Source organism: Massilia sp. PWRC2, from assembly GCF_049896725.1.
Lineage (GTDB): Bacteria > Pseudomonadota > Gammaproteobacteria > Burkholderiales > Burkholderiaceae_D > JAFCUW01.
The window spans coordinates 1-25,678 of sequence record NZ_JAFCUW010000013.1; the positions used below are offsets into that span (position 1 = coordinate 1).

A 25,678-nucleotide genomic window follows, 5' to 3' on the forward strand; every position below is an offset into this window, starting at 1 on the left:
GCTGGTCGAACCTATCGACATCGTAGAAATCTATCGAAACCGCGCAAACCAGGCCCGAAACCGCACAAGGCTATGAGCCAGAAAAATTGCTAAAAAGTCTTAAGTTGGGTGGATTGGGGCAATGTTGGGCGTTACCTGGGTGATGAAGCGCTATTAGAAAGGAAATTCCTTTGAAGGTGGAATATGAGATTGACGGGACTTGGTACCATGGGGGAACTCATTCATCGGTAACCGGGATTAGTGCGGGAAAAATTTCGACCAACATGGGCGGCGGTGAACTCGGGATTGGATTTTACATTGGAAATTTTGGACACTTGGCCAGTGCGTGGGCGAAGCACAAGAACCGAAAGGACGCCGCTGTAGCTGAGATTGAAATTGTCGATTTCAAAGGCTCAGGACTGGGAAAGTTGGAGTTAAGTTGGTTATCCGCAAAGGAGAAGTACATCAACATTAGACTGACGGCAGCCCAGCGTACCTTTAAGTTCGGCAAAGATGTCATTGCCGCGCCAATTGTTGGTAAAGCAATTTCCTGCGCTCCAGTTCAACTGAAATGGGAAGGTAGTGAGTCTGCGACTTACTTAAATTCGCCATCGGTTGCAAAAGTCATCACTAAGTTATGACGTTCCCTGACGATGCGGTCTTCTTTATTGCGTTTCAACGTCTTAGGGGTGGGACACATTTGAAGTTTGTCGAAGATTTCACCCGCGACGATGACTTGGATTGGCCTGCGACTGGGCTCTTCGTTTTTCTTAGAAATGAAAATAATCGCGGAAGAGCCAGGCGACTGGAATTTCCGGCAATCATCGGGTTCGGTGATAACGCGAAAGAGTTTAAAGTCTCATTACGGTCACTTTACCCGGAGACTAGGAATGCGAATAGGTTCGTATGCGAACATAGTGAGATTGCGTCGTTTATTTCAGGCATAACATTTAGCGCACAAAAACTTCCCGAGCCCGTACGAATGGATGGAAGCGCCACTATGTTGCACGGGCATAGTCTATGGCAGTTGGTGGCTGATGACCGTCTCAATTTAGAGCATTATTGGCGGGAGAATCAGTTCTATTTTCTTGGGTTTGGCAAAGTCCAGCGGGAGCAGTAGTCGGATGTAATCGGGGAGCAGCGATAACGTTACCACCTGACCGGTAGGGGCGAAAGTCCCCCCAAGCCTTGACGGGTTTGCGGAAAATTCCGTTAATCAACGGTCACCGGCTCCAATTCCGAGATGACGCGCAGCTGCGACGCCGCCCACTTGCCGTCGCCATACTCAATTTCCCGACCTCTGATTTCAACTTCGCAAAGAACAAATTCTTTTCCAGCCGCCACGCTCGCTGAGAACGTGGTGCCGCGTTTGGTGGCGTCGACGGCGAGCGCGGCGCTGTTCCCAACGTAAACGAACGTGAAGCACCGAAATACCATCAGCCGCGAATTGCCCAGTCATGCGCGTGGTAAATGGTGATTAATTGTTAGTGTGAAATGTGGTATGGTCAGTTTCCTCCACGGTCGACCTCAGCCCCCAAATAATTGGTGACGAAGACCGAGGACAAGACAGCGTCGATGTCATGGGGAGAAATTGTGGAGCAATCCGAAGAGCAATCTGCCGCCAACGAAGCGGAAGTTATCGAGCATTCGATTCGTGTTTCAAATGCAGCCAAGCTGAACTTGGCCGACTTTCAGAATTCCGTGCCGCTGCTGCGGGAGCTCTGTATTGTCAATGACAGTGACCGCGACGTCTCGAACATCCAGGTTCGCCTGGAGTCCATTCCGCCATTTCTCAAAACTAAGACGTGGTCGATAGACACCTGCGCCCCGAAGACGCGCTATGCCATTAAGGACTGTGACGTACAGCTCGACGGCGCGCTGCTGGGCCGGCTTACAGAGTCGGAAACCGCTACCGTCATCTTCACCTATGCAGCGAACGCGGGCACTCCCGACGAAATCGTCCTCGCGACAGTCGAGCGCAAAGTCGAACTTCTGCCGCGGAATCAGTGGGGCGGTCTTTCTCATTTGCCTGACTTGGTCGCGGCGTTCGTCCAGCCAAATGAACTAGCAATTGACCGGTTGCTCAAGCAGACCGCCGAGGTGCTGCGCAAGGCCGGCAAGAGCGCCGCCATCGACGGCTATGCAGGTGGTGCCAAGCGCGCTTGGGAGATCACTTCTGCGCTTTGGAGCGCGGTCGCTGGGCTTGGCCTTGACTATGCCCTTCCTCCCGCTAGCTTCGAGCACAAAGGTCAGAAGGTTCGCAGCCCAGCTCAAGTTCTGGACGCGCGCATTGGGACATGCCTCGACTTGACACTCATGTTCTGCGCGGCACTCGAGCAGGCCGGCCTTAATTCCATTGTCGTATTCACCAAGGGACACGCCTTTGCTGGCGTATGGCTGCGACAGGAGGAGTTTTCGTCGGTCGTCGTTGATGACGTGACCGCAATTAGAAAGCGAGTAAAACTCAAGGAGTTGGTGCTTTTCGAGACCACGCTGATTACCCAACGGCCGGCGCCGTCGTTCACCTATGCGACCGAGAACGCTACCGCCAGGATTTCCGAGGACAAAGAAGAGGAATTTGAGCTCGTCGTCGACATCAAACGTGCGCGCCTGCAGCGCATCAAACCCCTTGCAAGTGTTGATAGTCAGGCTGCCGTACCGCCACCGACAACGGCAGAAGTGGTTCTCGAAGCGACGTTCGATGAGGCGCCAGAGCTTCCTGATGGTGACATCGCAGAGCCTGATGCGGCATCACTGGACCCAAAGGACCGCTTGGCACGCTGGCAACGCAAACTGCTGGACCTTTCCCTACGTAACAACCTGCTTAATTTTCGGGGCGGTAAGAAGTCACTGCGGCTCGACGCCCCGGAGCCGGGCACGCTTGAGGATGTCCTCTCGGACGGCACCCCAATCAAACTGCTGGCGCGTCCCGACCTCATGGATGGCGCAGACCCACGCGACCAAGCAATTTATGAGCAGCGCTCCAGGGAGGATGTTCGCCGCGAGCATGCGCTTGATGCCCTAAAACGCCGCGAGGTGTTCGTTAGCGTTGACGAAAAAGAGTTGGAATCACGCTTGGTCGACCTGTACCGGACCGCGAGAACCACAATGCAAGAAGGCGGTGCTAACACGCTCTATCTGGCATTGGGTTTCCTGACTTGGACCCGAGACGACAAAGCCGGCCAAAAATATAGAGCCCCTCTCATATTGATTCCGGTGTCGCTGCATCGGAAGAGCGCCCGGTCCGGTTTTACCGTCACCCTGCATGAGGACGAACCACGTTTCAATCCAACGCTCATCGAAATGCTGCGGCAGGATTTCAGACTAAACCTGGGTGTTGTCGACGGCGAGCTGCCGCGCGACGACGCTGGTCTGGATATCGCGCTCATTTGGAAGACCGTGTCGCATGCGGTACGCGATATCAAGGGCTGGGAAGTGTCAGAAGACGTTGTACTGGCGATGTTCTCGTTCGCCAAATACCTGATGTGGGTGGACCTGACCCAGCGCACCGACCAACTGCGCGAAAACGCGGTGGTCAAACACCTCATTGACACTCCGCGGGACCCATACCCCTTCACCGTCTCATTCCCGGAACCCAGACGGCTGGATGCTGAATTTGCCCCCGAAAAGACGTTCTGCCCACTACCGGCCGATTCGTCCCAGTTGTCCGCCGTCATGGCAGCCGTCAAAGGGAAAGACTTCGTCCTGATTGGGCCTCCTGGGACTGGCAAGAGCCAAACAATCTCGAACCTCATTGCACAGTGCCTGGCGGAAGGAAAGCGGGTTCTGTTTGTCTCCGAGAAAATTGCCGCCCTGGACGTTGTGTACCGCCGCCTGCGAGAAGTGGGATTGGGCGAATTTTGCTTGGAGCTTCACTCAAGCAAGGCACGTAAACTGGACGTCTTGAGCCAACTGCAAAGGGCATGGGCGGCGCAGGGAGACATTGACCCTGACGAATGGCGCGCCCAAGCCGATAAACTCAAGCGGTATCGCGATGACTTGAACCAGTACGTCGAAAAACTCCATCAGAAGCATCGCAGCGGGCTGACTATCTATCGAGCTATCGGCCAGGTTGCTGATGGCGAGGACGTGGCCGACCTTGGTTTTTCGTGGAGTAGTGCCGCCTTTCATGACGCGAGCCAGCTTGATTCGATGCGGGAAACTGTGGACCGCCTTGGGGTCAACGCTTCTGCCGTTGGCACTGACCAGCTGGTAGCAGGGCCGTTGAAACAAATCGGATGTGCCGATTGGACGCCGTCTTGGCAGCAATCGCTCATTGGCGCGGCCCGCGACGTTATCCCAGCGGCTGAGCGAATCCAGAATGCCTCAGCAGCATTTCAACGGGCTGCGGGGCTGCCAGACTTGCCCTCAAGCCGGCGAGCACGCATTGCGCTGGCATCGCTGGCGCATAGCCTGCCGGCCGCCGCCGGTCATGATTGGGGATTCCTCTTCCGTAGCGACGCTCGAGACGTACTCATTCGCCTCCAACAAGGTCTCGACCTTGTCGTCCAGCATCGCATCCTGAACGAAGGGCTAACTCAACCGTGGTCAGACGCCACCCTCGCGCGATGCAAAAAGGGCCTGGCGGTGCTTGCCGAATACGAAAACGTGCGGGCTGAGCTTGCCCGTCCTTGGTCATTGGATGTCGTAGAGGAGCTCGGGAAGGGCCTCCAACTACTCGATGCAATTTCGGAAAATTACGGTCGTCTGTCAGTGAAATATGGCGAGCAGGCGGAACAACTAAATGTTCATCAACTCCAACGAGAATGGGCGCAAGCCGAGCAAAGCGTCTGGCCGCTTTCCTGGATACGCAAACGCAAGGTGGCCAAGGTTCTTGAAGCCGCAATAACGGGTGAAGGGCAGCCTCAGGTGGACAGCGACCTAGCGCGATTGGTCTCCATCCATGACCTCAAGGCCGAGGTCAACAAGCTTGAAATCGGGCCTGCGACCGAGGGAATTTGGATGGGTCTCAAGACCCGGCCCGAATTCGCCATCGCCGCGTTGAAATTTCAGGCTGTCTTGGCCGCTGCGCAAGAACGCAACGAATGGGTCGATGAGGGTTACGATGCCATCGAAAATGGTCGATGCGGCCCACGGTTGGCAACTGATTTGTCACGAGCCAGAACACTGCGAAGCCTGGGTGCCGAGATTGCGAGCATGGCTCCGCTGTCGAGCGAATCCGATAGTCTTTGGGCCGGCCACGATACGCGCCCCAATTTGCTGGGGGCTGCGATGCAGTTCGCAGTTGCGTATAAGTCCGTCCAAGGGCATGGAGCCTTGTATGGCCAACACGACGAGGTGGCTGCAGGGGACTGCGGCCCCTCACTTGACGCGGTCTATTGCACTTTGCGTCAGCGAGATGTACTCGAGGAAAAGCTAGGCAGTTTTGAAGACCTTCGCCCTCTCACGGGTGGGACGTGGGCCGGCCTGGACACAACAGCGAGAAGCATCACTAAGGTGAATGACTTCCGCAACCACATTGCGGCGGCCGTTGCCAACCTGGCAGAAACGCCGGAGACCACGTCAACGCTGTATCACGCGTTGCAGCGTCTGGTGGTGGAGGGAAACGCGATGCTAGAAGCATCCGGACAGGTGCCCGATACCGGCGCTCAATACGTAGAGGCGACATCGGCAATGCTACCGTTGCTCGACAAGCTTGTGGCTATTGGCGCCTTTAGCGCTGAGGGCACTTCCGACTTCAACGAGGCGCCACTCCCTGACCTTATCTCGCATTGCAAGGCAATCGTGGTCGCGGAGAACCGACTGCACGCATGGTGCGCCTGGCGCAAAGTACGTACGGAGGCGCTAAGTATTGGTGTGCCTTCCTTGGTCATGGCGATGGAGTGTGGCAATGTCGGGCCCAAGGATGCCGTGCGCGCCTTTGAAACGAACTATAGTCGATGGTGGTTGAACGCGGTTGTCGACAATGAGCCAGTTATTCGAGGCTTCGTCTCGGCTGAGCATGAAAAGCGAATCGGCGACTTCAGGGCACTCGATAAGCGATTTACGGAGCTGACCAGAGCGTGGGTCCGAGCTTCAATGTGCGTCGACCTTCCCCGAGCAGATACCGTAACGCGAAATTCGGAGTGGGGCATCTTGCGCCATGAGATGATGAAAAAGAAACAGCACATGCCGCTGCGTGAGCTCATGAATAACATTCCAACGGCGCTTACCAAGCTAACGCCATGCCTCCTGATGAGTCCTCTTTCTATTGCTCAGTACCTCTCGGCTGACGCAAAGCCATTTGACCTGGTGGTGTTCGACGAAGCCTCGCAAATTCCTGTATGGGACGCAATTGGCGCCATCGCGCGTGGAAAGCAAGTCGTCATGGTTGGCGACCCTAAACAGCTTCCGCCCACCTCGTTCTTTGACCGAGCCGAATCTACGTTGGACGACGAAGATGTTGAATCCGACCTTGAAAGCATCCTTGACGAGTGCATGGGCGCAAACCTGCCTACGATGAATTTGGCGTGGCACTACCGCAGCCGGCATGAATCGCTCATTGCTTTTTCCAACCATCATTACTATGGCGGTGGCTTGGTCACCTTCCCCTCGCCGGTCACTGAGGACCGCGCCGTCAGCTTCCACTATGTCAAGGGCGTGTACGAAAAAGGTGGGGCGCGCATCAACAAGCCGGAAGCCAAGGCATTGGTCGCCGACGTTGTCGCCCGACTCAAGTCCCCGAACTTCTTGGAATCCAAGCTCACCATCGGCATCGTGACCTTCAACACGGAGCAGATGAATCTCATTGAAGACTTACTCGACGAAGAGCGGCGTCGGGACCCCTCCCTCGAACCGCATTTCTCGGAGATGGAGTTGGAACCGCTGTTTGTCAAGAATCTCGAATCGGTTCAAGGGGACGAGCGCGACATCATGTACTTCTGCATTACCTACGGCCCAGATAGTGGTGGTGCCGTGTCCATGAATTTTGGCCCGATGAACCGCGATGGCGGCGAGCGCCGGCTAAATGTTGCCATCACGAGGGCAAGGCATGAACTGCGCGTGTTCTCAAGCTTGAAGGCCGAGCAGTTGGACTTGTCACGCACCCAAGCTGCTGGTGTTCGGGACTTGAAACACTTTATGGAATTCGCAGAGCGCGGACCCCGGGCGTTGGCCGAGGCTACTAAAGGTAGCCTCGGAGGCTTTGACAGTCCCTTTGAGGAAGCCGTCGCCGCTGCTCTGTCCTCCAAGGGCTGGCAGGTTCAAACGCAGATTGGTGCATCTTCGTTCCGCGTTGACCTTGGTATTGTGCACCCGGACGCACCAGGCACATACCTGTGCGGCGTTGAGTGCGACGGTGCGACGTATCACCGGTCGGCGACAGCTCGCGACCGCGACATGCTCAGGGAACAAGTACTCCGTGGCCTGGGCTGGGAGATTCTGCGCATTTGGTCCACGGACTGGTGGATTGACCGAACTGGAACGCTCGAAAGGGTGCAGGAAAACTTGGAAATCTTACTTGCGCAAAGTCGCGCTGCACGTGCCCTACGCCAGGAAGCCGAAGAAGCAAGCCTGGCGGCAGAAGCGGCCATAGCTAAGGCACAAGTGGAACCCACGCCTTCCCCGGAGGCTGCCGGCGAGTCAGGACGGCCGCTTGTGTCAAGTGCAAGCCAGGTCGCTGGAGACACTGTCTGGACTGAGCCAGCCGGCACCGAAGCTGCGTATGCTAAGAATGCCGCAGGACAAGACGATGTGGATGCTGCCAAATTTGTTGAGGCGGACCCAAGCGCTGCCGTTGACTCGTTAAACTCGGATGCGTTTTTCGAGGCGCGGTATGACAACAACCTCCGTAAGATGATTGAACACGTTGTGTCTATCGAGGGCCCAGTCCTTGACTCGGTTCTCGCCCGCCGAATCGCTAGGGTTCACGGATGGCAACGTACTGGTGCTCGGATTCAAGAGCGTGTTTCAGGTGTGGCGCGCTCATTCTTGACCTCTACGGATGAGGATGTCGGTACATTCTTTTGGGCCCAAGGGCGAGGCCCCGAAATCGCCATTGTCTTCCGCAGTGGGTCCGAAGATGGTCGAACCGTCGATGAAATCTGCATGGCCGAGCTGAGGTCGCTTGCAGAAAAGGTAAGCGCAAAGGGGAAGACCGGGGATAGCGCCGTCCTAGCGATGGCACATGAGTTGGGACTTCAACGCGTTAAAGCGGTTACCCGGGCGAGGTTTGAAAAAGCGCTGGCAGCTGCGCAATAGCTATGGTTTCCAAAATTACAGCGGACTCTTCGCAGCGAATCAACGCTGTCTCTGCGTCCTGCTCGCGCGCGGGCGGTAGGCAGCCCGCCGGAATGGCTCGAATTCGTCAGTCTGTTGGCGCCGACGTCAAGTTGACCCACAGCGCCGATTATGTCTGACCCTAGCACTGCCACCGGGAGCCGCATGGCGCCTGCGTTTGCGCGCATTCGCCTGGGGCAACGAATTTCGGCCGCCTTGGTCAATTTCGCGTCGGCGCCAACACCCTGTTGCCCATGCGCTGTTGGCTGCAGCATCTGTAGATTCGGCTATTTGACCTTGGACCGAAATGTCTCCGATAGCTGAACGCTTGCGCGGCTCGCGTATTCGAACGCATCGGCCCTGACTTTTGCAACTACGGTTTTGGATTCGGCAATGAACGGCTTGGCGGTTGCAACTGTGTGCGCCGAGGTGTCTGCAAGCATTCGTTTACTCCGCGTCATGAATTCCGACGCCGCAGCCTTAACCTTTGAGGCCAGTTCGGGATGGTTCGTAGATGCGCAAATAAGCTCCAAAGTTGCGGCGGTGCCGCCGGCGACTACCCCTACCGTGACAATAGCCGGAAGCGCAGCCGCGGTACCTAGGGTTCCGGCGACGTACCCTCCTGCGCTGGTAAAAATGTAAGCGCCGCTGCTATGAAGGACTGCGGTGAGGCCGGCCGCCTGCGCGACGGATGCCGCTGCGATGGCTGAGCCGCCTGCGGTTGCAGCCAGATGGCTGACTATGCTGCTTTGACTGGGGGCGTAGGAGCAGATGACCTCGGTGCGGGAGGTCGATGTGCTCGCCGTTGTCGTGGACGTCACGTCCGCAATCTCTGCATTGCACGCATTGGCGAACAGGATGAATGCTAGTGGGAAAAGGCTCTTGGGTCGAGTGGCGTGCATGACAGGCCCTAAAACGGTTTTTCTGTTACGCATGATAGCTCCGAATGTCTTAGCTCAGGAAGTCACTCAACTTGCTATTCAATTCTTCAAATTCAATCTGCCAACTGCCGTGCCAGTACCCGCCCAACGAACTCGCCCCCGCCACGGCTCGCAGCAATAATTGTCCGCACGTCCGCTTTCACCACACCCTCATCCACGCCCGCAGCGCCGGCCGCCGTCATCACGGCCGCGTACGCATCCAGCACGTCCACGCCGGTGATTTCGTAGCCCCATCCTTTTGCTATACCGCGCAACGCGCTCATCCCTGCCGCCAGCGCAAACTCCGGCCGTTCGGCCGCAAAGTCCCTGGCTGCGCGTATGAGCGTCCGTGGGTCTGACGGACTCCGATTCGCCAACTCGATGGCTAGCTCGAAGAGGCCAGCATCTTTGGCAGCGGCAAACCATTTTCCCTCTTGGCCGGGCTGGCTCGCAACCAGGTCACGAAAGATGGTCTCCCTCGGCATGTGCGGGTATTTCTTTACGACGGCTTTGAATGTCGCCAGATTGGTCGTCGTGTACGTCGCCTCGACTTCATAGCGCGAGTACGCCTCGTCCACAAACCCGGCGTCCAGCAAAACACCCTCGCAGAACTCCGCAATCGCTGTCAGCGGCGCGTTTAATCCTTTCGACTCATCCGCATAGCGAATCGCCTCGGCGTGCTTACCGGCGGCCGCTAGGGCCTTTGCGCCCCAGACCCGATAGTGCCAAGATTTGTGCCGATACTCTGACTTGGCTATCAATGCCAGCAGTTCATCATGGCGGCCAGCCGCATACATCGCGCTAAGGCATGCGCTCGTTCCCTTGAAATATCCATACTCCCCACTGCTCGCGCAATGGTCCCACATCGTGGTCACCGTTGGCGTCAGGTAGTCGGCCCACTTTGCTGCAATCTCAGGTATCGCGCACAACTCGCCCCAAAACTCCCCAAGGTACTCGAGGTAGGGCATGTCGTCTTCCTGGAGCGCTTCATAAAGGCGTTCTAGCCATTTCTCTCGTACCGCGCGGCTGACGTCAGCCTTTGCAATGATAGGCACGAGGGTCTCGATGGCACGGTTGACGGCAGAGCCAATGCCGCCTGAACTGCTGTCAACCTGTTCGATGGCCGGCGCCAGCTTCTTCAGGAAGAGTACGGCACCCTCGGCGGCGAGAACCGGCTCCTTCTTCGCGACAGCTTTGATTTCGCTGAGGGCTTCCTTGATGCGTTGAATGGGCGCGTCGGACTTCCAGCCGAAGGCGTTGCGGCGGAAGCGGGGGGCGAACTGCCATTTGTATGTTGTGGGCATGAGTCGGAAAACGCCTTTGAGATTATTTGATGATGGCCATTGCGGCGGAGCGCCAAGTGGCGTGGTTTGATGGTGCCTGCAAAAAGCTCTCTGTTCGACGCATAAGTGGAGCGGAGACTCCGTCATCGCTCGCTTGCATTCGATTACACCGCCACGCTCTGGGTGTCACGTGGCCGTAGAAAAGCTATCCGCACAATTGAACGGCTTTCACCGTCGCTCTGTATGATTGGTTGCCGAACGAATCCTCTTTCCCGATTAACTCAAGGGCTCCGCGCGAAATTAGACCTTTGATTGACGAACTTTCCACCACGCAGCTGACATGGCCATTCGCACCATTGAGTTTGTACTGTAGGCGCGCGCCCTGTGGCATCGGTTCGCTGCGCCAGTAGCAGCTTCCATCTGGATGAACCTCGCCTCCTTGGAGAACGATTTCGGCAAGTGCTTTTTGCATCGTCAGAGAGAGCTTACTGGTCATAGTCGTTTTGCACTGATTCGCGAGGTAGTGGAGTATACCAAGGACCGAGAGACAGTCACGTCATTGCGTATATCGTATAAACGATATGTTATGTTTTTGGCGCAAGGACGGCGTCCGTCTTGATTGGTGCCACAAGAAGTTCCACGATATCCTTGACCACCTTCCCCAAGCTCTTGTTGCCAAGAGATGTGGTTGGATACTCCGGTCGCCCGGGACGCTTCGAGCTGTTGTAGAGCTTGATGATAGCAGCCTTGGTCCAACGTTTCTTGCTGGTAAGCGGCGAGAATGCAATATGTTCCGGGTAAAGGGAAAAACCCTCTCCGGTTGCGTCGATGACATCGCGCGGCGCCATGTCCGGGAATGTCATTGTTGCCAAGCGCTTCTCGCAGGCGGCCCAGCTCTTGGCCTTAAGCAGCCCATAGCCGGTGTCAATGATGAGGGGGAAGCGGGGCTTTCGGAACAAGAAGTTTATTGCGGTCATGAGATTTTTCAGAGGCTGGTGTGGAGCATCAGACGAGGAGGGCAGTCGCGTCAGGCGCGGATTTCTACGTTGACGTCTTCTGGTATGGCAGACATGGCGGATTCGTCGGTTGCGGTTTTGAGTTTCGGGCTGGCATGAAAGGTCACTACGCGGCGGGCTGGAATGTTCACCACGACGCCTGTTTTTGGATTGCGACCGGGTCGAGATATTTTGTCGCGGAGCCGGAAGTTGCCGAACCCTGTGAGTTTGACGGAGTCACCGCGCTCGAGCGCATCGCTGATTTCCGCGAAGAAGGCCTCGACCATGTCTTTGGCTTCCCGCTTGTTGAGGCCGACGTGCTCGAACATGAGTTCGGCGAGTTCTGCTTTGGTCAGCGTTGGGCCACAATCATCTGCAACCTGCTCAGCCTTGGCTGGCGGCCATGCTCGCGTTAAGCCGCCTACCGGTGATGACGGCAACTTGCTGGAGAAATCAACGGCCGTCGTAAAGTCGGACGCTAAGTCAAGTCTTCCCATGATTTCCAGTGGTGCCACGTGTCGCTCCGGTAGATTTTTAGGACATGCGTGCCTTTAGCTCACGGCAGCGGTCATCTTGTCCATCGCGACGGCAGCGGGTCATCTGGACGATTTCAACGCCAGCAAGTATCGAGTACTGCTCCACAGAAAGCAAGGCCTTGCGCTACGCGTAATTTCGCGCTACCACCGAAAAGCTGTTGACTGGCGACTTCCTGTTCGAAGATGACGCAAATCACCATCGCCGAACTGACCGTAATGGAGCCTGGTGTCCACGGAGCGGATGAGTGCGGACGTTTCTCCGTGCAAGAACACTAGGTACGGCCGTGGTTAATGCATAATAAGCGCAACGTTGGTAATCAATGAGGCCTGCCATGAGCACAGTCAATCTTACGTACACAGTCGTTACAAATCCCGATTCGTTCGTTGGGTTCAAATATTACGTCAAGGCTGGGGAAGCGTTTGATGCCGACGACTTTGTTGATTCATACAAACTGAATCGAGCCGACCTCGACGCTGATGATGTGCTGGCCACCCAGGATGCAGCTGAAAAACTCACTCCTGGTGAGTGGCTGACGGTTTTCCATTCCGTTGCTGCGTAGATAAATCGCCTGAATGCCTCGCCTTGTTCGGACAATGTAGCGATGGCGCTCGAACTTCCAACAGTGTTCTTGTGGACGCGTGCGCATATTCGCGCGAAATTTTTGTTGAAAATACATTTTTTCGCATGCAGAACTCCCAAATTGGTAGCGCGTCATAAAGAGAAGCCCAAGATGGGCAACGTGGGTTAATTTCGCGCTGCAGTGCTGGGCGCCAATGACGGTATCGTTTCAACTTCAAGCTTGATTCTTGGCGTAGCCGCCGCCCAGTGTCGTTTCGAGTGGAACTTGACAGGTCGCATTTTGCGCATCCAGGTGCCTTGCTCATTGGCAAGTCGCCACAGCAACGGAGTTTTTCGGTGCAGTCAAGGGCGGGCGGCGCCCGGCGAGCTAACCCTTGATGGCATCGAAAATGCCTTTACGCTCCAGGGCTTAGGGCCGGATGCGGTTTGGAATCCGGCCCACGAGCCGGTCCGGCGGCAAGGACTTCCCCGCCCCTTGGAGCGGGGTTAGGCTGGGGGAATCGACAAGATTTGGCAGTATCACGTTTCCGCCGCCGCGTAAATTTCCACTCGAAACGGCATAGTGCCGAATTTCGATTCCAGTTTATTTGTGCAACAAAGCCATCGCAGAGCGCCTATCATTGACCAGACCGGCATTGTTTTTTTTGCCAATGAAATTCATTGCCGACCGGTAGTCTTCCCTGAATTTATTTCGGTTTCGCAGCCCACGCCACACAGTAGCCAGTTGGTGAGACTTCTGTGTCGCCCGGAAATATTTTGCACCCGCCCAGACTCGTCGCTGTCTTGCCTGGAATAAATTGCATACAGCCTAAGCAAGATTTTCCGTCGTTGGGCTTGTCTTGATACTTCATTGCACTGCGCATTGCCGCATTGGTCGCCGCAACGGCCCGATTGCTTACGCCCAGCAGCGGTATTACAGCCATTGCTGCAACGCCGAGCTTGATGAATTGACGCCGCGTCTTGGCAAATTCGTTTTTCATGGGTCTTCCTTTATGGAAAGGATAACTGCCCCTCGCGCATGTATTTGCGAGCAAATGACAGACAACGTGAGTAAAGACCTGTCACCGCAGTTTATGGATTCGAGCGTCGATAATCGCACGAATGGATGTCACTGTCGACACGCACACGCGACATGGCTGAAATCGCGTAGCTGCGCATACAGAGACGTGGCAGCGATGTTGATGGTGACCGCAAGACCTGAAATGGGCCCGAATCCTTGGTCCAACGTTTCTTGAACGTGAGGGGGGAGAAGACCATGTGTTCAGGGCGGAGGGTGAACCCTTCAGCGGCGGAGTCGATGACGTCGCGCGGCGTCAGGTCTGGGAACACGATTGCTGCCAAGCGCCTCTCGCAGACGGCCCAACTTTGGCTCCTAGCAGCCCGTTGCCGGTGTCAATGATGATGGGGAAACGGGGTTTTCGAAACAGGAAGTTTATTGCGGTCATGATAATTTCGGAAGGCTTCAGCTGGATGTCGGGTGATGGGGGAGGGCGGTCGCGTCAGACACGGATATTTTCAGCAAGGAGTCTGCAAGTGGACTTGCATCGTTGTTCACGTATGTGCCGTCATGCAAGGGCAAGGTAATGCGGAAACAATATTTTCCTAAGCTCTTTGGAGCCGCCTGTTAGGGGTGACCGTCGCGCTATGTGAACAAATGGAGTCGCGACTTCACGTTCATGGTCAAGTTTTTTGAAAATTTGCCGTAAACTTCGATACAGCCCTGTAATAATTTTGGAGAAAAGCATGACATCGGCAATTGGTAGTTCGACAAAGGCAGCGTACACCCCACCAGTGGCTGTCGCACCTCAGCAGGTCAAGACCGGCGGTACGGATAACGATGGTGACAACGATGGCACCAAAGTCGCGGCTGCCCCGGCACCGAAGGCGACCTCGGGCTCCGTTGGCACGATAATCAACACGACAGCTTGAGGCTTCGCTAACCTGATTGGAACGGTTGGGTAAGAATCGTCACATACGGGCCGCACTTGCGGCCCGTTTCTTTTATAGCAATCTATTTCTTGTTTCGCTGCCGCCTTTTTATTTCGTCCTTGGAGACAAGGCTTCGGGCATGAGTTCAGGCCGCATGCGGCGATTCGTCATTCACCGGCGACTATATGCATATAACGGTTTCGCCGCAGTTGGGGGCGTGGTGTCCGCGACCAGTCATTGGCCACAGCAAGCGCGACAGGCATCCTTGGCTGCGTCGCATGGGCGCGGGTTTTTATGGGAACTCAATTTCCGTTCGAGATGGTAGGTGCGGTCGCCGCGGTCGCGTGACTATGCATCGCCCCAGTCTGGAGCGGAGGGGAGCAGTGAGGGCCTTGTGTGCGGTCGAAAGGCAGAGAAACAGTTACACTCGTTAGCTCGATTGTAATGCTTCATAAGAAAGGTTTCCCCGGATGCTTAAGCGACACCGAGAGCTGCATAAACTCGACAATGTCGGGTGGCTACGCGCAGCCGTCCTCGGCGCAAACGACGGAATTGTTTCAACGTCCAGTCTAATTCTCGGGGTCGCGGCGTCGAATGCGACACACCAAAGCATCTTGGTCGCCGGTGTCGCAGGCTTGGTTGCCGGAGCTATGTCAATGGCTACAGGCGAATACGTCTCTGTACAGTCCCAGGCGGATACCGAGCTGGCAGCACTTGAGAAGGAACGTACCGAGCTCAGCGAGAATCCCAAAGGGGAGCACCTCGAACTGGCCAACATTTATGTTGGTCGGGGCCTTGACCCTTCGCTAGCAAAACAGGTCGCCACCAGCCTGATGGCGCATGACGCCTTGGCGGCTCACTCCAAGGATGAGCTGGGAATTACTGATGCCATGAGTGCCAAGCCGCTGCAGGCCGCATTCGCATCAGCGCTTAGCTTTGCCATTGGTGCGGCCTTACCGCTCTTAGTTGTAGTGCTGGCCCCGCACGAAAATCTCATTCCGTTCACCGTCGTCACGTCGTTGGTCTTTCTCGCCGTCCTAGGAGGGATGGCAGCCAAGGTCGGCGGTGCTAACTTAAAGAAAGGTGTAATCCGGGTGGCATTCTGGAGCGCGCTTTCGATGGCGGCAGCGGCTGGTATCGGTGCTATGTTTGGAACGGTTGTATAGCAGGGGAAAGGTCGTCCGGGAAAAGCCCGCAATTTGAAATATTAGTTACTTTAGGAGCTGCAGTGGCTGACCATGGACGGAATTCAGGGGATAAAAGCGTGGGTTGGAGGTATGCCACGCCAGCAGTACTTCTGCATTGGCTCTTGGCGATTTTGATTTCGACCTTGGTCGGCATTGGGTGGTACATGATGTCAATCGAGGACGACCCTGGCAGCGACTGGTATTTTGATATTCACAAGTCGTTCGGCATCGTTCTGTTCGGGCTTGTCCTGGTGCGTGTTGTCTGGCGCACCACGCATCGGCCGGCCCCGCTGCCCGCTAGCCTGCCGGCGTGGCAAGTGAGACTAAGCCACCTTACCGAGTGGGCTCTCTACCTCTGCATGCTTGTGATGCCTATCCTCGGCTTCCTCGGGGCGTCATATAGCAAAAGTGGGGTCTCCTTCTTCGGGGCCCCGCTTCCTTCATGGGCACTACCGAATCACGATACCGCCGAACTGTTCTTCGGGCTGCACTCGGCATTGGCCTGGGTATTGGTGGCCTTGATTGTCCTTCACGCTGTTGGCGGCTTGAAACACTTGTTCGTCGACAAGGACGGTGTATTTCAGCGGATGTGGTTTTGATTAAGGCTGCGACCCGTCCGAATTCTGTTGGCTCGCGCGCCAAAACTGGTGCTTGCCCGCGCTTGGGTGTAATCGGAACAGGTTCCCTTGAGAGCCCCGAAATGCTGAGCGGCTCGTGAATGATGCCGTAGGTTCCATGACAGCGAGAGAATAATGCCCTGAAATTGCCGCGAGGATAGTTGGCGCGGGAGCGAGTGGAGAAAAAAACCCGCATCTAGGTGCGGGTAAAGTCCAATTCCATCGGAGTTTGGAGGAGACAAATCAAGCATATGCTGCATCGCACAAATTCACCAATTATAATTTTCTATTATGCGAATTTTGACATAGCTTCAAACTATAAATTTCGGCAGCCAAACACAGGCTTCGCTCCGGTTCAGCACCGGCCCTGCCCGCAAGAAAACGCTAACTTGGGCAAACCGGGCTGGCCACGTCTTTCGCCCCATTTAGCGGCGGCACTTGATTTCTTACGCCTGGTCGCCGTCTCGTGGCTGCACCCGAGGATGACGCCACGCATCTGGCTGAATATCCACACATTTGGCTTGAACGAGCGAGACCCGTTCGAACAATAAGCGCCACTGCGACAGTGTAATAGCCCTGTTATCGCAGGCCTGGTCCATCATGTTGCGCATCGTCGCTATCTTTTTTCGACAATCAATTGATTTCGAGTCCAGCGATTGCAGAATTGCCTCTAGTCGAACGTAGTCAAAACCCTGTGGCATGTCGACTCCCGGAACGGATGTCTGTAGGAATTATAAGTGCCGGTTCACCCTAGTCTAACGGAAATCGGCTTGGCCGCTACTTACATTTTTCCATCAACGCCATGTGCTTTTTCATCATTTCAGGCGATATTGATTTCATGCGTTCATCCATCATCGCCTTCTGTTCTTCTGGCGTTTTCGCGCTCATCATTTTCTTGTGCATGTCGCACATAGTCTTCATATCCATCATCGCCATCTGGTCGCCAGAAGCGCTTGGCGACATCATTCCTGCCGGCTGCGCGGTCGAGGTAACCGGGTAGTGTTGGCTATGCTCCGCATCCTGACTTGTCGCGCAGCCGGCCATCGCCATCGCTGCAACGATAGCAGCGACCAAAGTTGCAAATTTAAATTTTGACTTCATCAAAATACTCCTGTCTAGGGGCTGAGAACTCAGCAAACTGGTCTTGTTAGAGGTTCATCTTGTTAAATTTCATACTCGTCTGACTGTAGATTAAGCTCCGAGACATACAATTTTTTTGAGGTACATCAAAATCATACGGAAACGACCATCCATGTTTGGGTCGGGCTGGCGAGTCGAAGCGTCAGCCAGCTACGACCGAGAGCAAGATTTCCTGGGGGCGTCGGTCAGACGCTGATTCGACGAAGTGCCAAATGATGCCATTTGAGCGCTGCGTGGGCCTGCTCCATCTGTCAAATTGCAGGTTCGAAAAACACCGTGGTTAGACTCCTGGGTTAGGTGTATAAATGTAAGACCGTGTTCAATTTGACGAGGCCAAATCATGCCAGCAAAAACAGCAAAAACAGCAACAAAAGCGAACGCTACGTCAGCGACTGTATCGCAATCCAACGGACGTCGAGCGCCCACTGGTGTGCCAAAAGCGACACTAGGTGTGACTTCGAAGGCAGCAATCAGGAATATCGGGAAGGCAAAGCCAACAGCGACTGCGCCCACAGAGTCTAGCGCCAGGCCCCCTCGGACCAAGGTGGAAAAGTATTCATACAAAATGCCAAAATCTGAGCATGACGCCATAGTTGCTCTCAAACGGAAGTGGAATGAGCAGGGTATTAAAGTGAAGAAAAGTGAACTTATCCGCGCAGGGATACATCTTTTGGTTAGTCTCTCCGACGCAAGAATTAAAGCGTCGCTCGAAAAGATATCGACAGTTGCCGCTCGGGTGGAAAAAGCGAAGTAAAGAGTATTACTTTTCGGCCCACCCGGAGTTTGGGTGGCACCGGGCGCGCGTCGTGCAAAACGACGAGTAATCAAAGCATTTGTTCCTGGACCCTGAAAAATCGCGAATGATGCAAGTAGAAGAACCAATGGGCGACGAGGTTCCGCCGGACTTTCCGCAGGCGACGCAAGACCCCGTCTCTAACTATTTGCGCTGGCAAGAATGCATCTTCGCTGGCCAACATGTTGCGAACATGTGCTTCGACGCGAAGGCCGACGCCGCGCCAGGGAGTAATCAGGAACTGCTTGAACGTGCGGTTTCCCTCGTTTGCGGAGACAATTTTTCGGCAAAGGAGAGGCTGTGGGTTGCGAGATATGGTGCTTCTCAGCTAGGTTGGTGAGACCGCGCATGCATTCGCCGCGGAACTGGTCTGCAATATGAGGTCTTCGCCGGCATCTAGGGCCAGCCTTTCCGTAACATAACCAGCGGCCATTCGTTTCGCACGAAGGTTCCTGCAGCCCTGAGCGACCAGACGAGCGTCTTTCGGCGACTTGCTCGTGCAGCCCTCAAATCCAGTTCCCCTTTCCCTGGGAAATGTGACGAAACGGCGTTGACGAAATTGGTACGCCCAAAATGCTCCGAGTGGATTCCTATCACCGACCGAATCAACCCGAAGAAGATAGCTGATGAGGCTTGCAGAACGCCCTTGCCGCGTTGGGATGGGCGACTGTGATGCGCGCCCTCAAGTGAGGCGGCCAGTCGAGAGGCCAGTGACTATCGTTATGACGATGTTCTCGTGGTCCATCATCGACCAATCGGGCAGACGCCAATATGGTAAATTGGCGCCTTGTTATTATTTTAGCCCTTGATGCGATACGCTTCCTTGTCCTTCCCGGCAAGCCAGCGCGGTGCACGGCCACGCCCCGTCCAGGTCTCGCCCGTTTCAGGATTTTTGAATTGCGCCGCAACCGACGCCTTGGCTTTGGCCGGCTTCGGACCGCGTGCCGACGAGAGGTCGTTTACGGTAACTCCGTGGAGCTGCATCAACTCCTTGATTTTCTTGATTGCGTCGTTGATTTCATCTTTGCGGGCAGCTTCAGCGAGGGATTGCAATTTTGCGATTTGTTCAACATACTCTGCATATGACGTCATAGTATCTCCAAAAGGGGTAAGTGTTTAAACGGTTTGAATATACGCGCAATGTAACATGGCGGTTAGGAAAGAGGCAAGCTTGAAGCGATTCCATCCGCTGATTGGCAGAATGGGTAGGCTATTCAGTTGTTGGGGCATATATGTGTGTTGATAAACGCAACCTTACTCGTTCGGTTCACCGTCAGCAATCGGCTGCCGATTCAACCGCCGACGCAGAGGACGGTTCAGCCATGGCAACATATTTGATAGCTATGAGTTAAATAACTACCTTCACCAATTCCAAAGGAGTTGTTATGGGGCAAGATTCAAAAGACCATGACGGGCATTTCGCCAATTATGCGGAATATTCGAAGACATTTAGGTCCTGGATGGTTGCATATGGAATTGGTGGCCCGATATTGCTACTCACCAGCAAGGATGCGCCGCAAAACATTGCGAAGTCGCCTCATTTACAAATGATTGTCACATTGTTCATTGTTGGAGTGGGAATTCAAATTCTTCTCGCGCTAATTGACAAGTGGGCTGCGTTGCATATGTATAGAGGCGCTTTCTCTAAGTACCAGGAGGAGGAAGAGGACCCCGACTGTGATAATCACCACGAGTCGGCAACGTACAAGTTTTGGGGATGGGTAAACCGCCAAAGTTGGATTGATTTATGGTGCGACATCGGCGCGTTGTTCCTATTCTCAGCTGCGACGTGGTTAGTGCTAAAGATTCTTCTTGGCACACCGCATTAACTTTGTGCCCCTTTACTATGCTTTCTCACCATTTCAGGCAAGCGACGATAGTTCGGATAACCGAAGTGCGGTTGCCGAGCTCTCAAAGCCATACCCATTGGCGGTGCCGCGGAGCCCTGACATGCCAGCCGACAGTGCGAACTCCGGCCGCTCGGTCGCATAGTCCCTTGCCGCGTGTATTTGTGTTCGCGGGTCGGTCGGGCTCCTGTTCGTCAGCTCGATTGCCAGCTCGAAAAAGCCGGCGTCCTTTCCTGCGGCGAACCATTTGCCCTCCTGGCCCGTCTGGCTCGCAACCAGCTCACGCAAGATGACCTCCTCTGAACTACTTTCAACCTGCTAAATGGCCGGCGCCAGCTTCTCCAGGAACAGCACGGCGCCGTCGAAGGCGAGGAGCGGCTCCTCCTTCGCAACGGCTTTGATTTCAGTGAGCGCCTCCTTGTTGCGCAGGGTTGGCGTATCTGATTTCCAGCCGATGGCGTTGCGGCGAAAGCGTGGGGCGAACTGCCATTTGTATGTTGTGGCCATTGGGACTATCGCTAGTCGTGCTGGTGCGGTGTTGAAGGGGCGGAGTCGTCGACCATTTCCTTGAGCTTCTGGCTGGCGTGGAAAGTGACCACGCGACGTGCAGGTATCTCGACTTCCACGCCGGTCTTCGGGTTTCGGCCGGGGCGGGGGGCCTTGTCGCGTAGCTGGAAATTTCCGAATCCTGTGAGTTTCACGGATTCGCCACGCTCGAGCGCGGAATTGATTTCAGCGAAAAACGTCTCGACCAGGTCTTTGGCCTCGCGCTTGTTCAGGCCCACTTGCTCGAACAGGAGGTCGGCGAGGTCGGCTTTGGTTAGTGACGACGCGGTCGCATCGGCGGCGGTACCTACTTCGCTATGCATGGTCGACGGAGGTGCCCGCCCGTTCTCTCTGGGCTGGCCAAACGAAGCGTTGGTGTTGGTCGTCTCGCCTGAATAGTCGACGGCGCCGTCAAATTCTTCAAATCGCTCTGATGGTGCCACGTCGCGCTCCGGGTTTGGTCTCAAGATACTGCCATCTCATGGCACGCCCGTGCAAACCCTTGCCAATGTGGCGGCAGGTGGCGGTCGCGGGCGGGCGAGGTCAATGAGTATCTGGCAACGCAGTGCGGAATGCAAGCCCAACTGCCATTCGGAGCATGGGGCCCTTGAAGGCAGTCCGTCCACGGTTTGCCGCGACCGCGCTGTGCTTCACCAAATCTCAATATCTTCCGCCAAATATAAACACAGCTCGCTTAACCAGAAAGCGGTCGATGCACGCGTACGTCGACCGCCTTCCAATCCAATCAAATTTAATCAGGAGCCGTACTATGAAATCATATTCTGTGACCATCAAGCCCATCGACTCGCGTTGCCGTCACTGGGCGAAAATTGTTCGCGCGGGACAGGCACTGCCCCCTCCCGTCGACGTCCAGGGAGCGAACGACATTCCTGTGCCATACGCCAACCTAGGGGACGAAGAGCTGATGCCGGGGGACGTGCTGTTCGAAGGCGAGGCGAATTATCATCGAGGGACCGACCGCGGCTGGACTTACTGGATTCGAGCTGTCACAAACGATGGCGATTTTCTATGGCTGCGTTCCGGGTTTAGCGCTCAAAAGACCGAGATGAAGGTGCAGGGCATGGCACCAAACCTGCTCATGGGCTCGGGTGATGTTGCGGCCATGGTCCGGATTGCACACGGTCTGCGCGCGGGCCTGAAAATTACAGGACCGGAATAAGGTAGCTGCTTGGTTCGTCGAAAGGCTGCGGCATGTCGACGGAAGTCAGCGATGGGGGCCCGGAACGGATGGAAGGTCTAGGCCTGGGCCCCGTATTCTGGTCACGCCGTAACACGGTAACATCGGGCTAGACCCGTTACTGTTACCTTGTTATCGAGGTTGTCAATTGCACGCGGCTCATCAATAATTTTGCTGAAAGGCAACAATTTTATTGCCATAATGCATGTGTAACATGTTGCTACTGCTCTTTAACAATTTACCATCACTTTCGTATTCTGCACCCTCGTGATGCAGGGTAAGCGCAGCGCCACGTCCTATGAGTTAGCCCATTCGTGATGTCCTCCTAAGAGTTGTCCTACTCTCGCCGGCCGGTTCGGTCGGCACATCAAAGAATAGCTTACGTCCGCCCCAAAAGGCTGACGGCTCTAAAAAGGAACGTAGCATGAACAAAATTATCCATGCAGTATTCGGTAAAAAGACGTCCATTTCCAGTATCAACAAGCGGCCTGAGCAGACCCTGACAAACATGCAGTGTATTTCGAATCCTCGAGGTGGCTGGGAGCCTGCTGGGTTTGACGAGAACGGTCATTACGTTGTCCTTTCGAGGAAGACGGGGCGGCTGGTAACGCTTGGTCCAAGGTCGTTGGACGAAAATACGCTTCGTGCGGTCGTAGGTAGTGATTATTGCGACCAAAATCACGGGGAGCACGATAACAAGCTTGAGAAAGAAGTCTTCGACCCAAAGTCGCTTGCCGAGGAAATCCGGCAAGCGTGCGACGGGCAGGGACGCCTAGACCTGTCACGGGTTCGGAGTCCAGGGTTTTACTCTGACGCTGGCAAGCTCGTGGTTCATTTTGGCAACGAGGTGTATCAGGGCACTGGCGAGCCGGTCGACACGACACCAGGTCCAAGTGTTTATGTGTCTGGGCAGAGCATAGGGTTCTCGTTCGATACCCCTGCGGCTACGCGCGAGGACGTCGAACAACTGGAAGCGACCGTTAGAGGTTCAACTTCCAGACGAGTTTCGGCAGCGTGGCTCTGTTGGGCTGGTTTGCGACCGCGGTCTTCGGGGCCGTTGTTGACAATGGCCCCGTCTTGGCCGTGACTGCCGAACGGGGCTCGGGCAAAACAACGCTGATTGAACTTCTGAGTGCAATGCTGGGACCTCAAGCTTTCCGTCGTGACGGTGTCCCTACCGTCGCACAGGTTATTTATGAGTTGGAGAACCGTTCTGCGGCCTAGCTCGTCGATGAGTTTGAAGCTCAAGGCACAAAGAAGAAGCCTCTGGAAGACTTTCTCTCGTTGGTCAGGGCCTGATTTACGAAGTCCCGGGATGCGCGTATTACACGTGTCATCGCAGGTCGCATGAGGTCGTTTAATCCTCCGGCCGGAGTTTGGTCGCAGGAATTGCATTGCCGACCTCTGATGATGCGTCGGAAACGCGCACCGTCAGAGTCCAGATGCAGACCCTTTTGGCAACTGGGCCTCGCGCAGCAAATCCGCTCCTGGATTTGTCGAACCGAAGCGAGGTAGAAGAGCTAGCCGCGAGGATTCGTCGGATGCTGATTGGTCGTTGGGACGTTCTCGTTTCCGCTCAAAAGGCGCTGAGGGGGATGCTCATTGACCAAGGTCACGAAGCACGTGCTGCGGACGTATTTAGTCCGCTGATTGCAGGATACGTCGCGTTAACGTCAGAAGAGATGCCAAGCCAGCAGCGGTTGGCAGCAATTTTGGAGGGATGTCAGTTGCCACCAGTTATGGTGAAGGACGTTCAGCGCGACTGTGACGTTTGCCTGTCCATATTAGTCAACCGACGTGTCGTCATTTTCGAAACCATCGGCGGCAAGTTGGTGAGGCCGACCCAACGTATTCGCGATGTCATCCGCGGTATCGCCGGATCGGATTTGGATGTGGAGACGCGTCAGGCGCTCATCAAGCAGCTGGAGAAATTTGGGCTGCGGCCAGTGTGGAAACGTTCGGCTAACGAGTGGAAGCTCGTGGTCGCGACGTCTGAAATGAACACTGGAATGCGTCGTCTGATGCAGGGGACTCCTTGGTCCTCCGGCGGTTTGAAGGATGTTCTCTCTCGTTTGCCTGGTGCCATTGTGGGCCAGCAGCGAGTGGATGGGATGTCGCAGAAAGTGGTGGAGCTGTGCCTCGCTGAAGAGCTCATCGCACCGGATTTTGACGGTGGATATGAACTACCTGCGGCCGCATAGAATGGTCAGTCGCCGGTGAAGCGGCTGGTCAAAAAGAGTATTGAAGGCACCAAGACCTAGGTTTTGGTGCCTTTTTTCTTTGCGTCCCATACTAGCTCTGCCTGCGTGCGCTGCGAGAGGAAAAAATTCTCAGACAGCCAGGCAAGTCCTTCAGCTGCGAAGGCGCGAAAGAGTGATGCAGTAGAATTCGATATTCTTTGAAGTGTCGCAATATATGCTAAAATTATTCCACGATTTACGAATCATCAAACTAATTGGAAGCCAAAATGGACACAAAGCAAGTCCTAGAAGCCCTTGCGGCCCTAGCGCAGGAGAGCCGACTGTCGATATTTAGGCTCTTGGTGCAAGTCGGACCGGCCGGGATGGCAGCGAGCAAAATCGGCGAACATCTTGGCATTGTTCCGTCTTCTCTCTCGTTCCATTTGAAAGAGCTGACACGGGCTGGGTTGATTGCGCCAAAACAAGATGGCCGATTCGTAATTTATTCTGCCGACGTTAGCACCATGAACGGTGTGATTGGCTTTCTCACAGAAAATTGCTGCTGCGGAGTCCCCTGTAGTCCTGAGCCAGTATGTTAGGAAAGCATTGCCATTTAAGCCTAGTTCCTGTGCAGGCCCGTCAACACACCCTATGACTCGAGAGACTTCAATGGACGAAAAAATTTACAACGTGCTGTTTATTTGCACCGGCAATTCCGCTCGTAGCATCATGGCGGAAGCGTTGATGACCACCATGGGCAAAGGGCGATTTCGTGGTTTCTCAGCAGGCAGTCAGCCTGGCGGAACTGTGAACCCTTTCGCCATCGAACAGATTGTCGCGACCGGCTATCAGCTGGACCAGCTGAGGAGTAAGAGCTGGGAGGAGTTTAGCGCTGCTGACGCCCCTCACATGGATTTCATCTTTACCGTGTGCGACAACGCAGCCGGCGAGGCGTGCCCGTACTGGCCAGGTCATCCCGTGTCTGCTCATTGGGGCTTCGAAGACCCTGCGGCGGCTACGGGCACAGACGAGGAGAAGCGCGCTGTATTCCACAAAGTTTTCCGCCAAATCATGACTCGCATGAACATCTTCTTGAGCCTCCCACTGCGTATGCTTGAGAAAAATTCAATACATAGCGAAGTTACCGCTATCGGCAAACAGCCGGTGTAATTCGACCACTGATTTTCATCACACTATAGAACCATGAACGTACTCTTTCTCTGCACAGGTAATTCTTGCCGCTCCGTTCTAAGCGAAGCCACATTCAACCATCTCGCGCCGGCTGGTCTGAGGGCGATTAGCGCCGGCAGTCAGCCGGCCGGTCAGCTGCATCCCCGTGCGGTCGCCTTGCTGGCGAAGAAGGGAATCTCTACCGAGGGCTACTACAGCAAATCCTGGGAAAACCTGCCCGTGACTCCCGATATTGTTGTGACCGTCTGCGGCAGCGCCGCCGGGGAGACCTGTCCAGCGTATCTCGGCCCCGTGCTACGCACCCATTGGGGAGTGGATGACCCAGGCCACGTTGTCGGCACCGAGGCAGAAATCGAAGCAGCGTTCAATCACGCATACGGCATCATTCGCACGCGTATTGAGGCGTTCGTTGCCTTGCCCCTTGAGGAACTGGTGAAAGACAAGGCTAAGCTGAAGGCTGAGCTCGACCACATCGGTACGCTCGAAGCCTGAGTCACTCGCAATGCGAAAAGCAGCGCATTCTCGTTATAGCTTCCTGCG

24 protein-coding genes and 1 pseudogene are annotated in these 25,678 nt (G+C 55.2%); 14 read left to right on the forward strand and 11 right to left on the reverse strand.

Annotated elements, in window-relative coordinates:
• Positions 1–170: 170 nt before the first annotated feature.
• The gene (locus ACP7BZ_RS20765) at positions 171–620 is read left to right on the forward strand and encodes a hypothetical protein (RefSeq protein WP_426116714.1); all 450 of its coding nucleotides are present in this window, start codon (positions 171–173) and stop codon (positions 618–620) included.
• Positions 621–1,191: 571 nt separating this feature from the next.
• Here ACP7BZ_RS20765 and ACP7BZ_RS20770 read toward each other — a convergent pair.
• The gene (locus tag ACP7BZ_RS20770; protein ID WP_426116715.1) at positions 1,192–1,416 is read right to left on the reverse strand and encodes a hypothetical protein; all 225 of its coding nucleotides are present in this window, start codon (positions 1,414–1,416) and stop codon (positions 1,192–1,194) included.
• Positions 1,417–1,554: 138 nt separating this feature from the next.
• Here ACP7BZ_RS20770 and ACP7BZ_RS20775 point away from each other — a divergent pair, with 138 nt between their 5' ends.
• Positions 1,555–8,178, forward strand: a complete 6,624-nt coding sequence (locus ACP7BZ_RS20775) for a DUF3320 domain-containing protein (protein WP_426116826.1) — start codon at positions 1,555–1,557, stop codon at positions 8,176–8,178.
• Positions 8,179–8,483: 305 nt separating this feature from the next.
• Here ACP7BZ_RS20775 and ACP7BZ_RS20780 read toward each other — a convergent pair whose 3' ends face one another.
• The 5 genes from ACP7BZ_RS20780 to ACP7BZ_RS20800 form a co-directional block, all read right to left on the reverse strand.
• Positions 8,484–9,131 (reverse strand): hypothetical protein, encoded by a 648-nt coding sequence (locus ACP7BZ_RS20780; RefSeq protein ID WP_426116717.1) that lies wholly within the window; start codon positions 9,129–9,131, stop codon positions 8,484–8,486.
• A 59-nt stretch (positions 9,132–9,190) separates the two neighbouring features.
• On the reverse strand, positions 9,191–10,420 hold the full coding sequence (locus ACP7BZ_RS20785; RefSeq protein WP_426116719.1) for a hypothetical protein: 1,230 nt from the start codon (positions 10,418–10,420) through the stop codon (positions 9,191–9,193).
• A 184-nt stretch (positions 10,421–10,604) separates the two neighbouring features.
• Complete coding sequence (locus tag ACP7BZ_RS20790; RefSeq protein ID WP_426116721.1) at positions 10,605–10,895, reverse strand: hypothetical protein; 291 nt, start codon at positions 10,893–10,895, stop codon at positions 10,605–10,607.
• Positions 10,896–10,983: 88 nt separating this feature from the next.
• Entirely contained in the window at positions 10,984–11,376 is a 393-nt protein-coding gene (locus ACP7BZ_RS20795) for a hypothetical protein (RefSeq protein ID WP_426116723.1), read from the reverse strand.
• 50 nt (positions 11,377–11,426) lie between these two features.
• Entirely contained in the window at positions 11,427–11,909 is a 483-nt protein-coding gene (locus ACP7BZ_RS20800; protein ID WP_426116725.1) for an integration host factor subunit alpha, read from the reverse strand.
• A 353-nt stretch (positions 11,910–12,262) separates the two neighbouring features.
• On the opposite strand from ACP7BZ_RS20800, the gene ACP7BZ_RS20805 reads away from it, so the two are divergent.
• Together ACP7BZ_RS20805 and ACP7BZ_RS20810 are read left to right on the forward strand one after the other, a co-directional pair.
• Positions 12,263–12,490 (forward strand): hypothetical protein, encoded by a 228-nt coding sequence (locus tag ACP7BZ_RS20805; RefSeq protein WP_426116727.1) that lies wholly within the window; start codon positions 12,263–12,265, stop codon positions 12,488–12,490.
• Positions 12,491–12,661: 171 nt separating this feature from the next.
• Positions 12,662–12,761, forward strand: a pseudogene (locus ACP7BZ_RS20810) (VIT1/CCC1 transporter family protein); the annotation flags it as partial.
• A gap of 435 nt (positions 12,762–13,196) precedes the next feature.
• On the opposite strand, the gene ACP7BZ_RS20815 reads toward ACP7BZ_RS20810, so the two are convergent.
• Positions 13,197–13,490, reverse strand: coding sequence for a high-potential iron-sulfur protein (locus ACP7BZ_RS20815; protein WP_426116729.1), 294 nt, complete (start codon positions 13,488–13,490; stop codon positions 13,197–13,199).
• Positions 13,491–14,909: 1,419 nt separating this feature from the next.
• Between ACP7BZ_RS20815 and ACP7BZ_RS20820 the strand changes: the two genes are divergently transcribed.
• Positions 14,910–15,605, forward strand: a complete 696-nt coding sequence (locus ACP7BZ_RS20820) for a VIT1/CCC1 transporter family protein (RefSeq protein ID WP_426116731.1) — start codon at positions 14,910–14,912, stop codon at positions 15,603–15,605.
• Between the two features lie 98 nt (positions 15,606–15,703).
• Entirely contained in the window at positions 15,704–16,225 is a 522-nt protein-coding gene (locus tag ACP7BZ_RS20825) for a cytochrome b/b6 domain-containing protein (RefSeq protein WP_133114665.1), read from the forward strand.
• 795 nt (positions 16,226–17,020) lie between these two features.
• Here the strand turns inward: ACP7BZ_RS20825 and ACP7BZ_RS20830 are convergent.
• On the reverse strand, positions 17,021–17,344 hold the full coding sequence (locus ACP7BZ_RS20830; protein WP_426116732.1) for a hypothetical protein: 324 nt from the start codon (positions 17,342–17,344) through the stop codon (positions 17,021–17,023).
• Positions 17,345–17,723: 379 nt separating this feature from the next.
• Here ACP7BZ_RS20830 and ACP7BZ_RS20835 point away from each other — a divergent pair, with 379 nt between their 5' ends.
• Positions 17,724–18,137, forward strand: a complete 414-nt coding sequence (locus ACP7BZ_RS20835; protein ID WP_426116734.1) for a hypothetical protein — start codon at positions 17,724–17,726, stop codon at positions 18,135–18,137.
• A gap of 106 nt (positions 18,138–18,243) precedes the next feature.
• On the forward strand, positions 18,244–18,516 hold the full coding sequence (locus ACP7BZ_RS20840) for a hypothetical protein (protein WP_426116736.1): 273 nt from the start codon (positions 18,244–18,246) through the stop codon (positions 18,514–18,516).
• Between the two features lie 458 nt (positions 18,517–18,974).
• On the opposite strand, the gene ACP7BZ_RS20845 is transcribed toward ACP7BZ_RS20840, so the two are convergent.
• Positions 18,975–19,268 (reverse strand): H-NS family nucleoid-associated regulatory protein, encoded by a 294-nt coding sequence (locus ACP7BZ_RS20845; RefSeq protein ID WP_426116738.1) that lies wholly within the window; start codon positions 19,266–19,268, stop codon positions 18,975–18,977.
• Positions 19,269–19,561: 293 nt separating this feature from the next.
• Between ACP7BZ_RS20845 and ACP7BZ_RS20850 the strand changes: the two genes are divergently transcribed.
• Positions 19,562–20,005, forward strand: coding sequence for a hypothetical protein (locus tag ACP7BZ_RS20850; protein ID WP_426116740.1), 444 nt, complete (start codon positions 19,562–19,564; stop codon positions 20,003–20,005).
• Between the two features lie 336 nt (positions 20,006–20,341).
• On the opposite strand, the gene ACP7BZ_RS20855 is transcribed toward ACP7BZ_RS20850, so the two are convergent.
• Complete coding sequence (locus ACP7BZ_RS20855; protein ID WP_426116741.1) at positions 20,342–20,530, reverse strand: hypothetical protein; 189 nt, start codon at positions 20,528–20,530, stop codon at positions 20,342–20,344.
• Between the two features lie 11 nt (positions 20,531–20,541).
• Positions 20,542–20,892 carry an integration host factor subunit alpha gene (locus tag ACP7BZ_RS20860; RefSeq protein ID WP_426116828.1) on the reverse strand — a complete coding sequence of 117 codons (351 nt, stop codon included), beginning with the start codon at positions 20,890–20,892 and terminating at the stop codon, positions 20,542–20,544.
• 446 nt (positions 20,893–21,338) lie between these two features.
• Here ACP7BZ_RS20860 and ACP7BZ_RS20865 point away from each other — a divergent pair, with 446 nt between their 5' ends.
• The 5 genes from ACP7BZ_RS20865 (at position 21,339) to ACP7BZ_RS20885 (ending at position 25,630) form a co-directional block, all read left to right on the forward strand.
• The gene (locus tag ACP7BZ_RS20865; RefSeq protein WP_426116743.1) at positions 21,339–21,749 is read left to right on the forward strand and encodes a hypothetical protein; all 411 of its coding nucleotides are present in this window, start codon (positions 21,339–21,341) and stop codon (positions 21,747–21,749) included.
• 1,412 nt (positions 21,750–23,161) lie between these two features.
• A complete protein-coding gene (locus ACP7BZ_RS20870) occupies positions 23,162–23,968 on the forward strand; it encodes a hypothetical protein (RefSeq protein WP_426116745.1) in 807 nt (268 codons plus the stop codon).
• 266 nt (positions 23,969–24,234) lie between these two features.
• Complete coding sequence (locus ACP7BZ_RS20875; protein ID WP_426116747.1) at positions 24,235–24,546, forward strand: ArsR/SmtB family transcription factor; 312 nt, start codon at positions 24,235–24,237, stop codon at positions 24,544–24,546.
• A gap of 70 nt (positions 24,547–24,616) precedes the next feature.
• Positions 24,617–25,117, forward strand: a complete 501-nt coding sequence (locus ACP7BZ_RS20880) for an arsenate reductase ArsC (protein WP_426116749.1) — start codon at positions 24,617–24,619, stop codon at positions 25,115–25,117.
• 33 nt (positions 25,118–25,150) lie between these two features.
• A complete protein-coding gene (locus tag ACP7BZ_RS20885; RefSeq protein WP_426116751.1) occupies positions 25,151–25,630 on the forward strand; it encodes an arsenate reductase ArsC in 480 nt (159 codons plus the stop codon).
• Positions 25,631–25,678: the final 48 nt, after the last annotated feature.

Bases quoted from the DNA above. Each gene is read 5' to 3' on its own strand.
- ACP7BZ_RS20885 (WP_426116751.1), top strand. From the start codon at position 25,151: ATGAACGTACTCTTTCTCTGCACAGGTAATTCTTGCCGCTCCGTTCTA.
- ACP7BZ_RS20835 (WP_426116734.1), top strand. From the start codon at position 17,724: ATGCCAGCAAAAACAGCAAAAACAGCAACAAAAGCGAACGCTACGTCA.
- ACP7BZ_RS20875 (WP_426116747.1), top strand. From the start codon at position 24,235: ATGGACACAAAGCAAGTCCTAGAAGCCCTTGCGGCCCTAGCGCAGGAG.
- ACP7BZ_RS20780 (WP_426116717.1), bottom strand. From the start codon at position 9,131: ATGCGTAACAGAAAAACCGTTTTAGGGCCTGTCATGCACGCCACTCGA.
- ACP7BZ_RS20775 (WP_426116826.1), top strand. From the start codon at position 1,555: ATGTCATGGGGAGAAATTGTGGAGCAATCCGAAGAGCAATCTGCCGCC.
- ACP7BZ_RS20850 (WP_426116740.1), top strand. From the start codon at position 19,562: ATGGGGCAAGATTCAAAAGACCATGACGGGCATTTCGCCAATTATGCG.
- ACP7BZ_RS20785 (WP_426116719.1), bottom strand. From the start codon at position 10,420: ATGCCCACAACATACAAATGGCAGTTCGCCCCCCGCTTCCGCCGCAAC.
- ACP7BZ_RS20770 (WP_426116715.1), bottom strand. From the start codon at position 1,416: ATGGTATTTCGGTGCTTCACGTTCGTTTACGTTGGGAACAGCGCCGCG.
- ACP7BZ_RS20805 (WP_426116727.1), top strand. From the start codon at position 12,263: ATGAGCACAGTCAATCTTACGTACACAGTCGTTACAAATCCCGATTCG.
- ACP7BZ_RS20865 (WP_426116743.1), top strand. From the start codon at position 21,339: ATGAAATCATATTCTGTGACCATCAAGCCCATCGACTCGCGTTGCCGT.
- ACP7BZ_RS20795 (WP_426116723.1), bottom strand. From the start codon at position 11,376: ATGACCGCAATAAACTTCTTGTTCCGAAAGCCCCGCTTCCCCCTCATC.
- ACP7BZ_RS20845 (WP_426116738.1), bottom strand. From the start codon at position 19,268: ATGACGTCATATGCAGAGTATGTTGAACAAATCGCAAAATTGCAATCC.
- ACP7BZ_RS20860 (WP_426116828.1), bottom strand. From the start codon at position 20,892: ATGCATAGCGAAGTAGGTACCGCCGCCGATGCGACCGCGTCGTCACTA.
- ACP7BZ_RS20830 (WP_426116732.1), bottom strand. From the start codon at position 17,344: ATGAAGTCAAAATTTAAATTTGCAACTTTGGTCGCTGCTATCGTTGCA.
- ACP7BZ_RS20840 (WP_426116736.1), top strand. From the start codon at position 18,244: ATGATGCAAGTAGAAGAACCAATGGGCGACGAGGTTCCGCCGGACTTT.
- ACP7BZ_RS20820 (WP_426116731.1), top strand. From the start codon at position 14,910: ATGCTTAAGCGACACCGAGAGCTGCATAAACTCGACAATGTCGGGTGG.
- ACP7BZ_RS20815 (WP_426116729.1), bottom strand. From the start codon at position 13,490: ATGAAAAACGAATTTGCCAAGACGCGGCGTCAATTCATCAAGCTCGGC.
- ACP7BZ_RS20790 (WP_426116721.1), bottom strand. From the start codon at position 10,895: ATGACCAGTAAGCTCTCTCTGACGATGCAAAAAGCACTTGCCGAAATC.
- ACP7BZ_RS20880 (WP_426116749.1), top strand. From the start codon at position 24,617: ATGGACGAAAAAATTTACAACGTGCTGTTTATTTGCACCGGCAATTCC.
- ACP7BZ_RS20855 (WP_426116741.1), bottom strand. From the start codon at position 20,530: ATGGCCACAACATACAAATGGCAGTTCGCCCCACGCTTTCGCCGCAAC.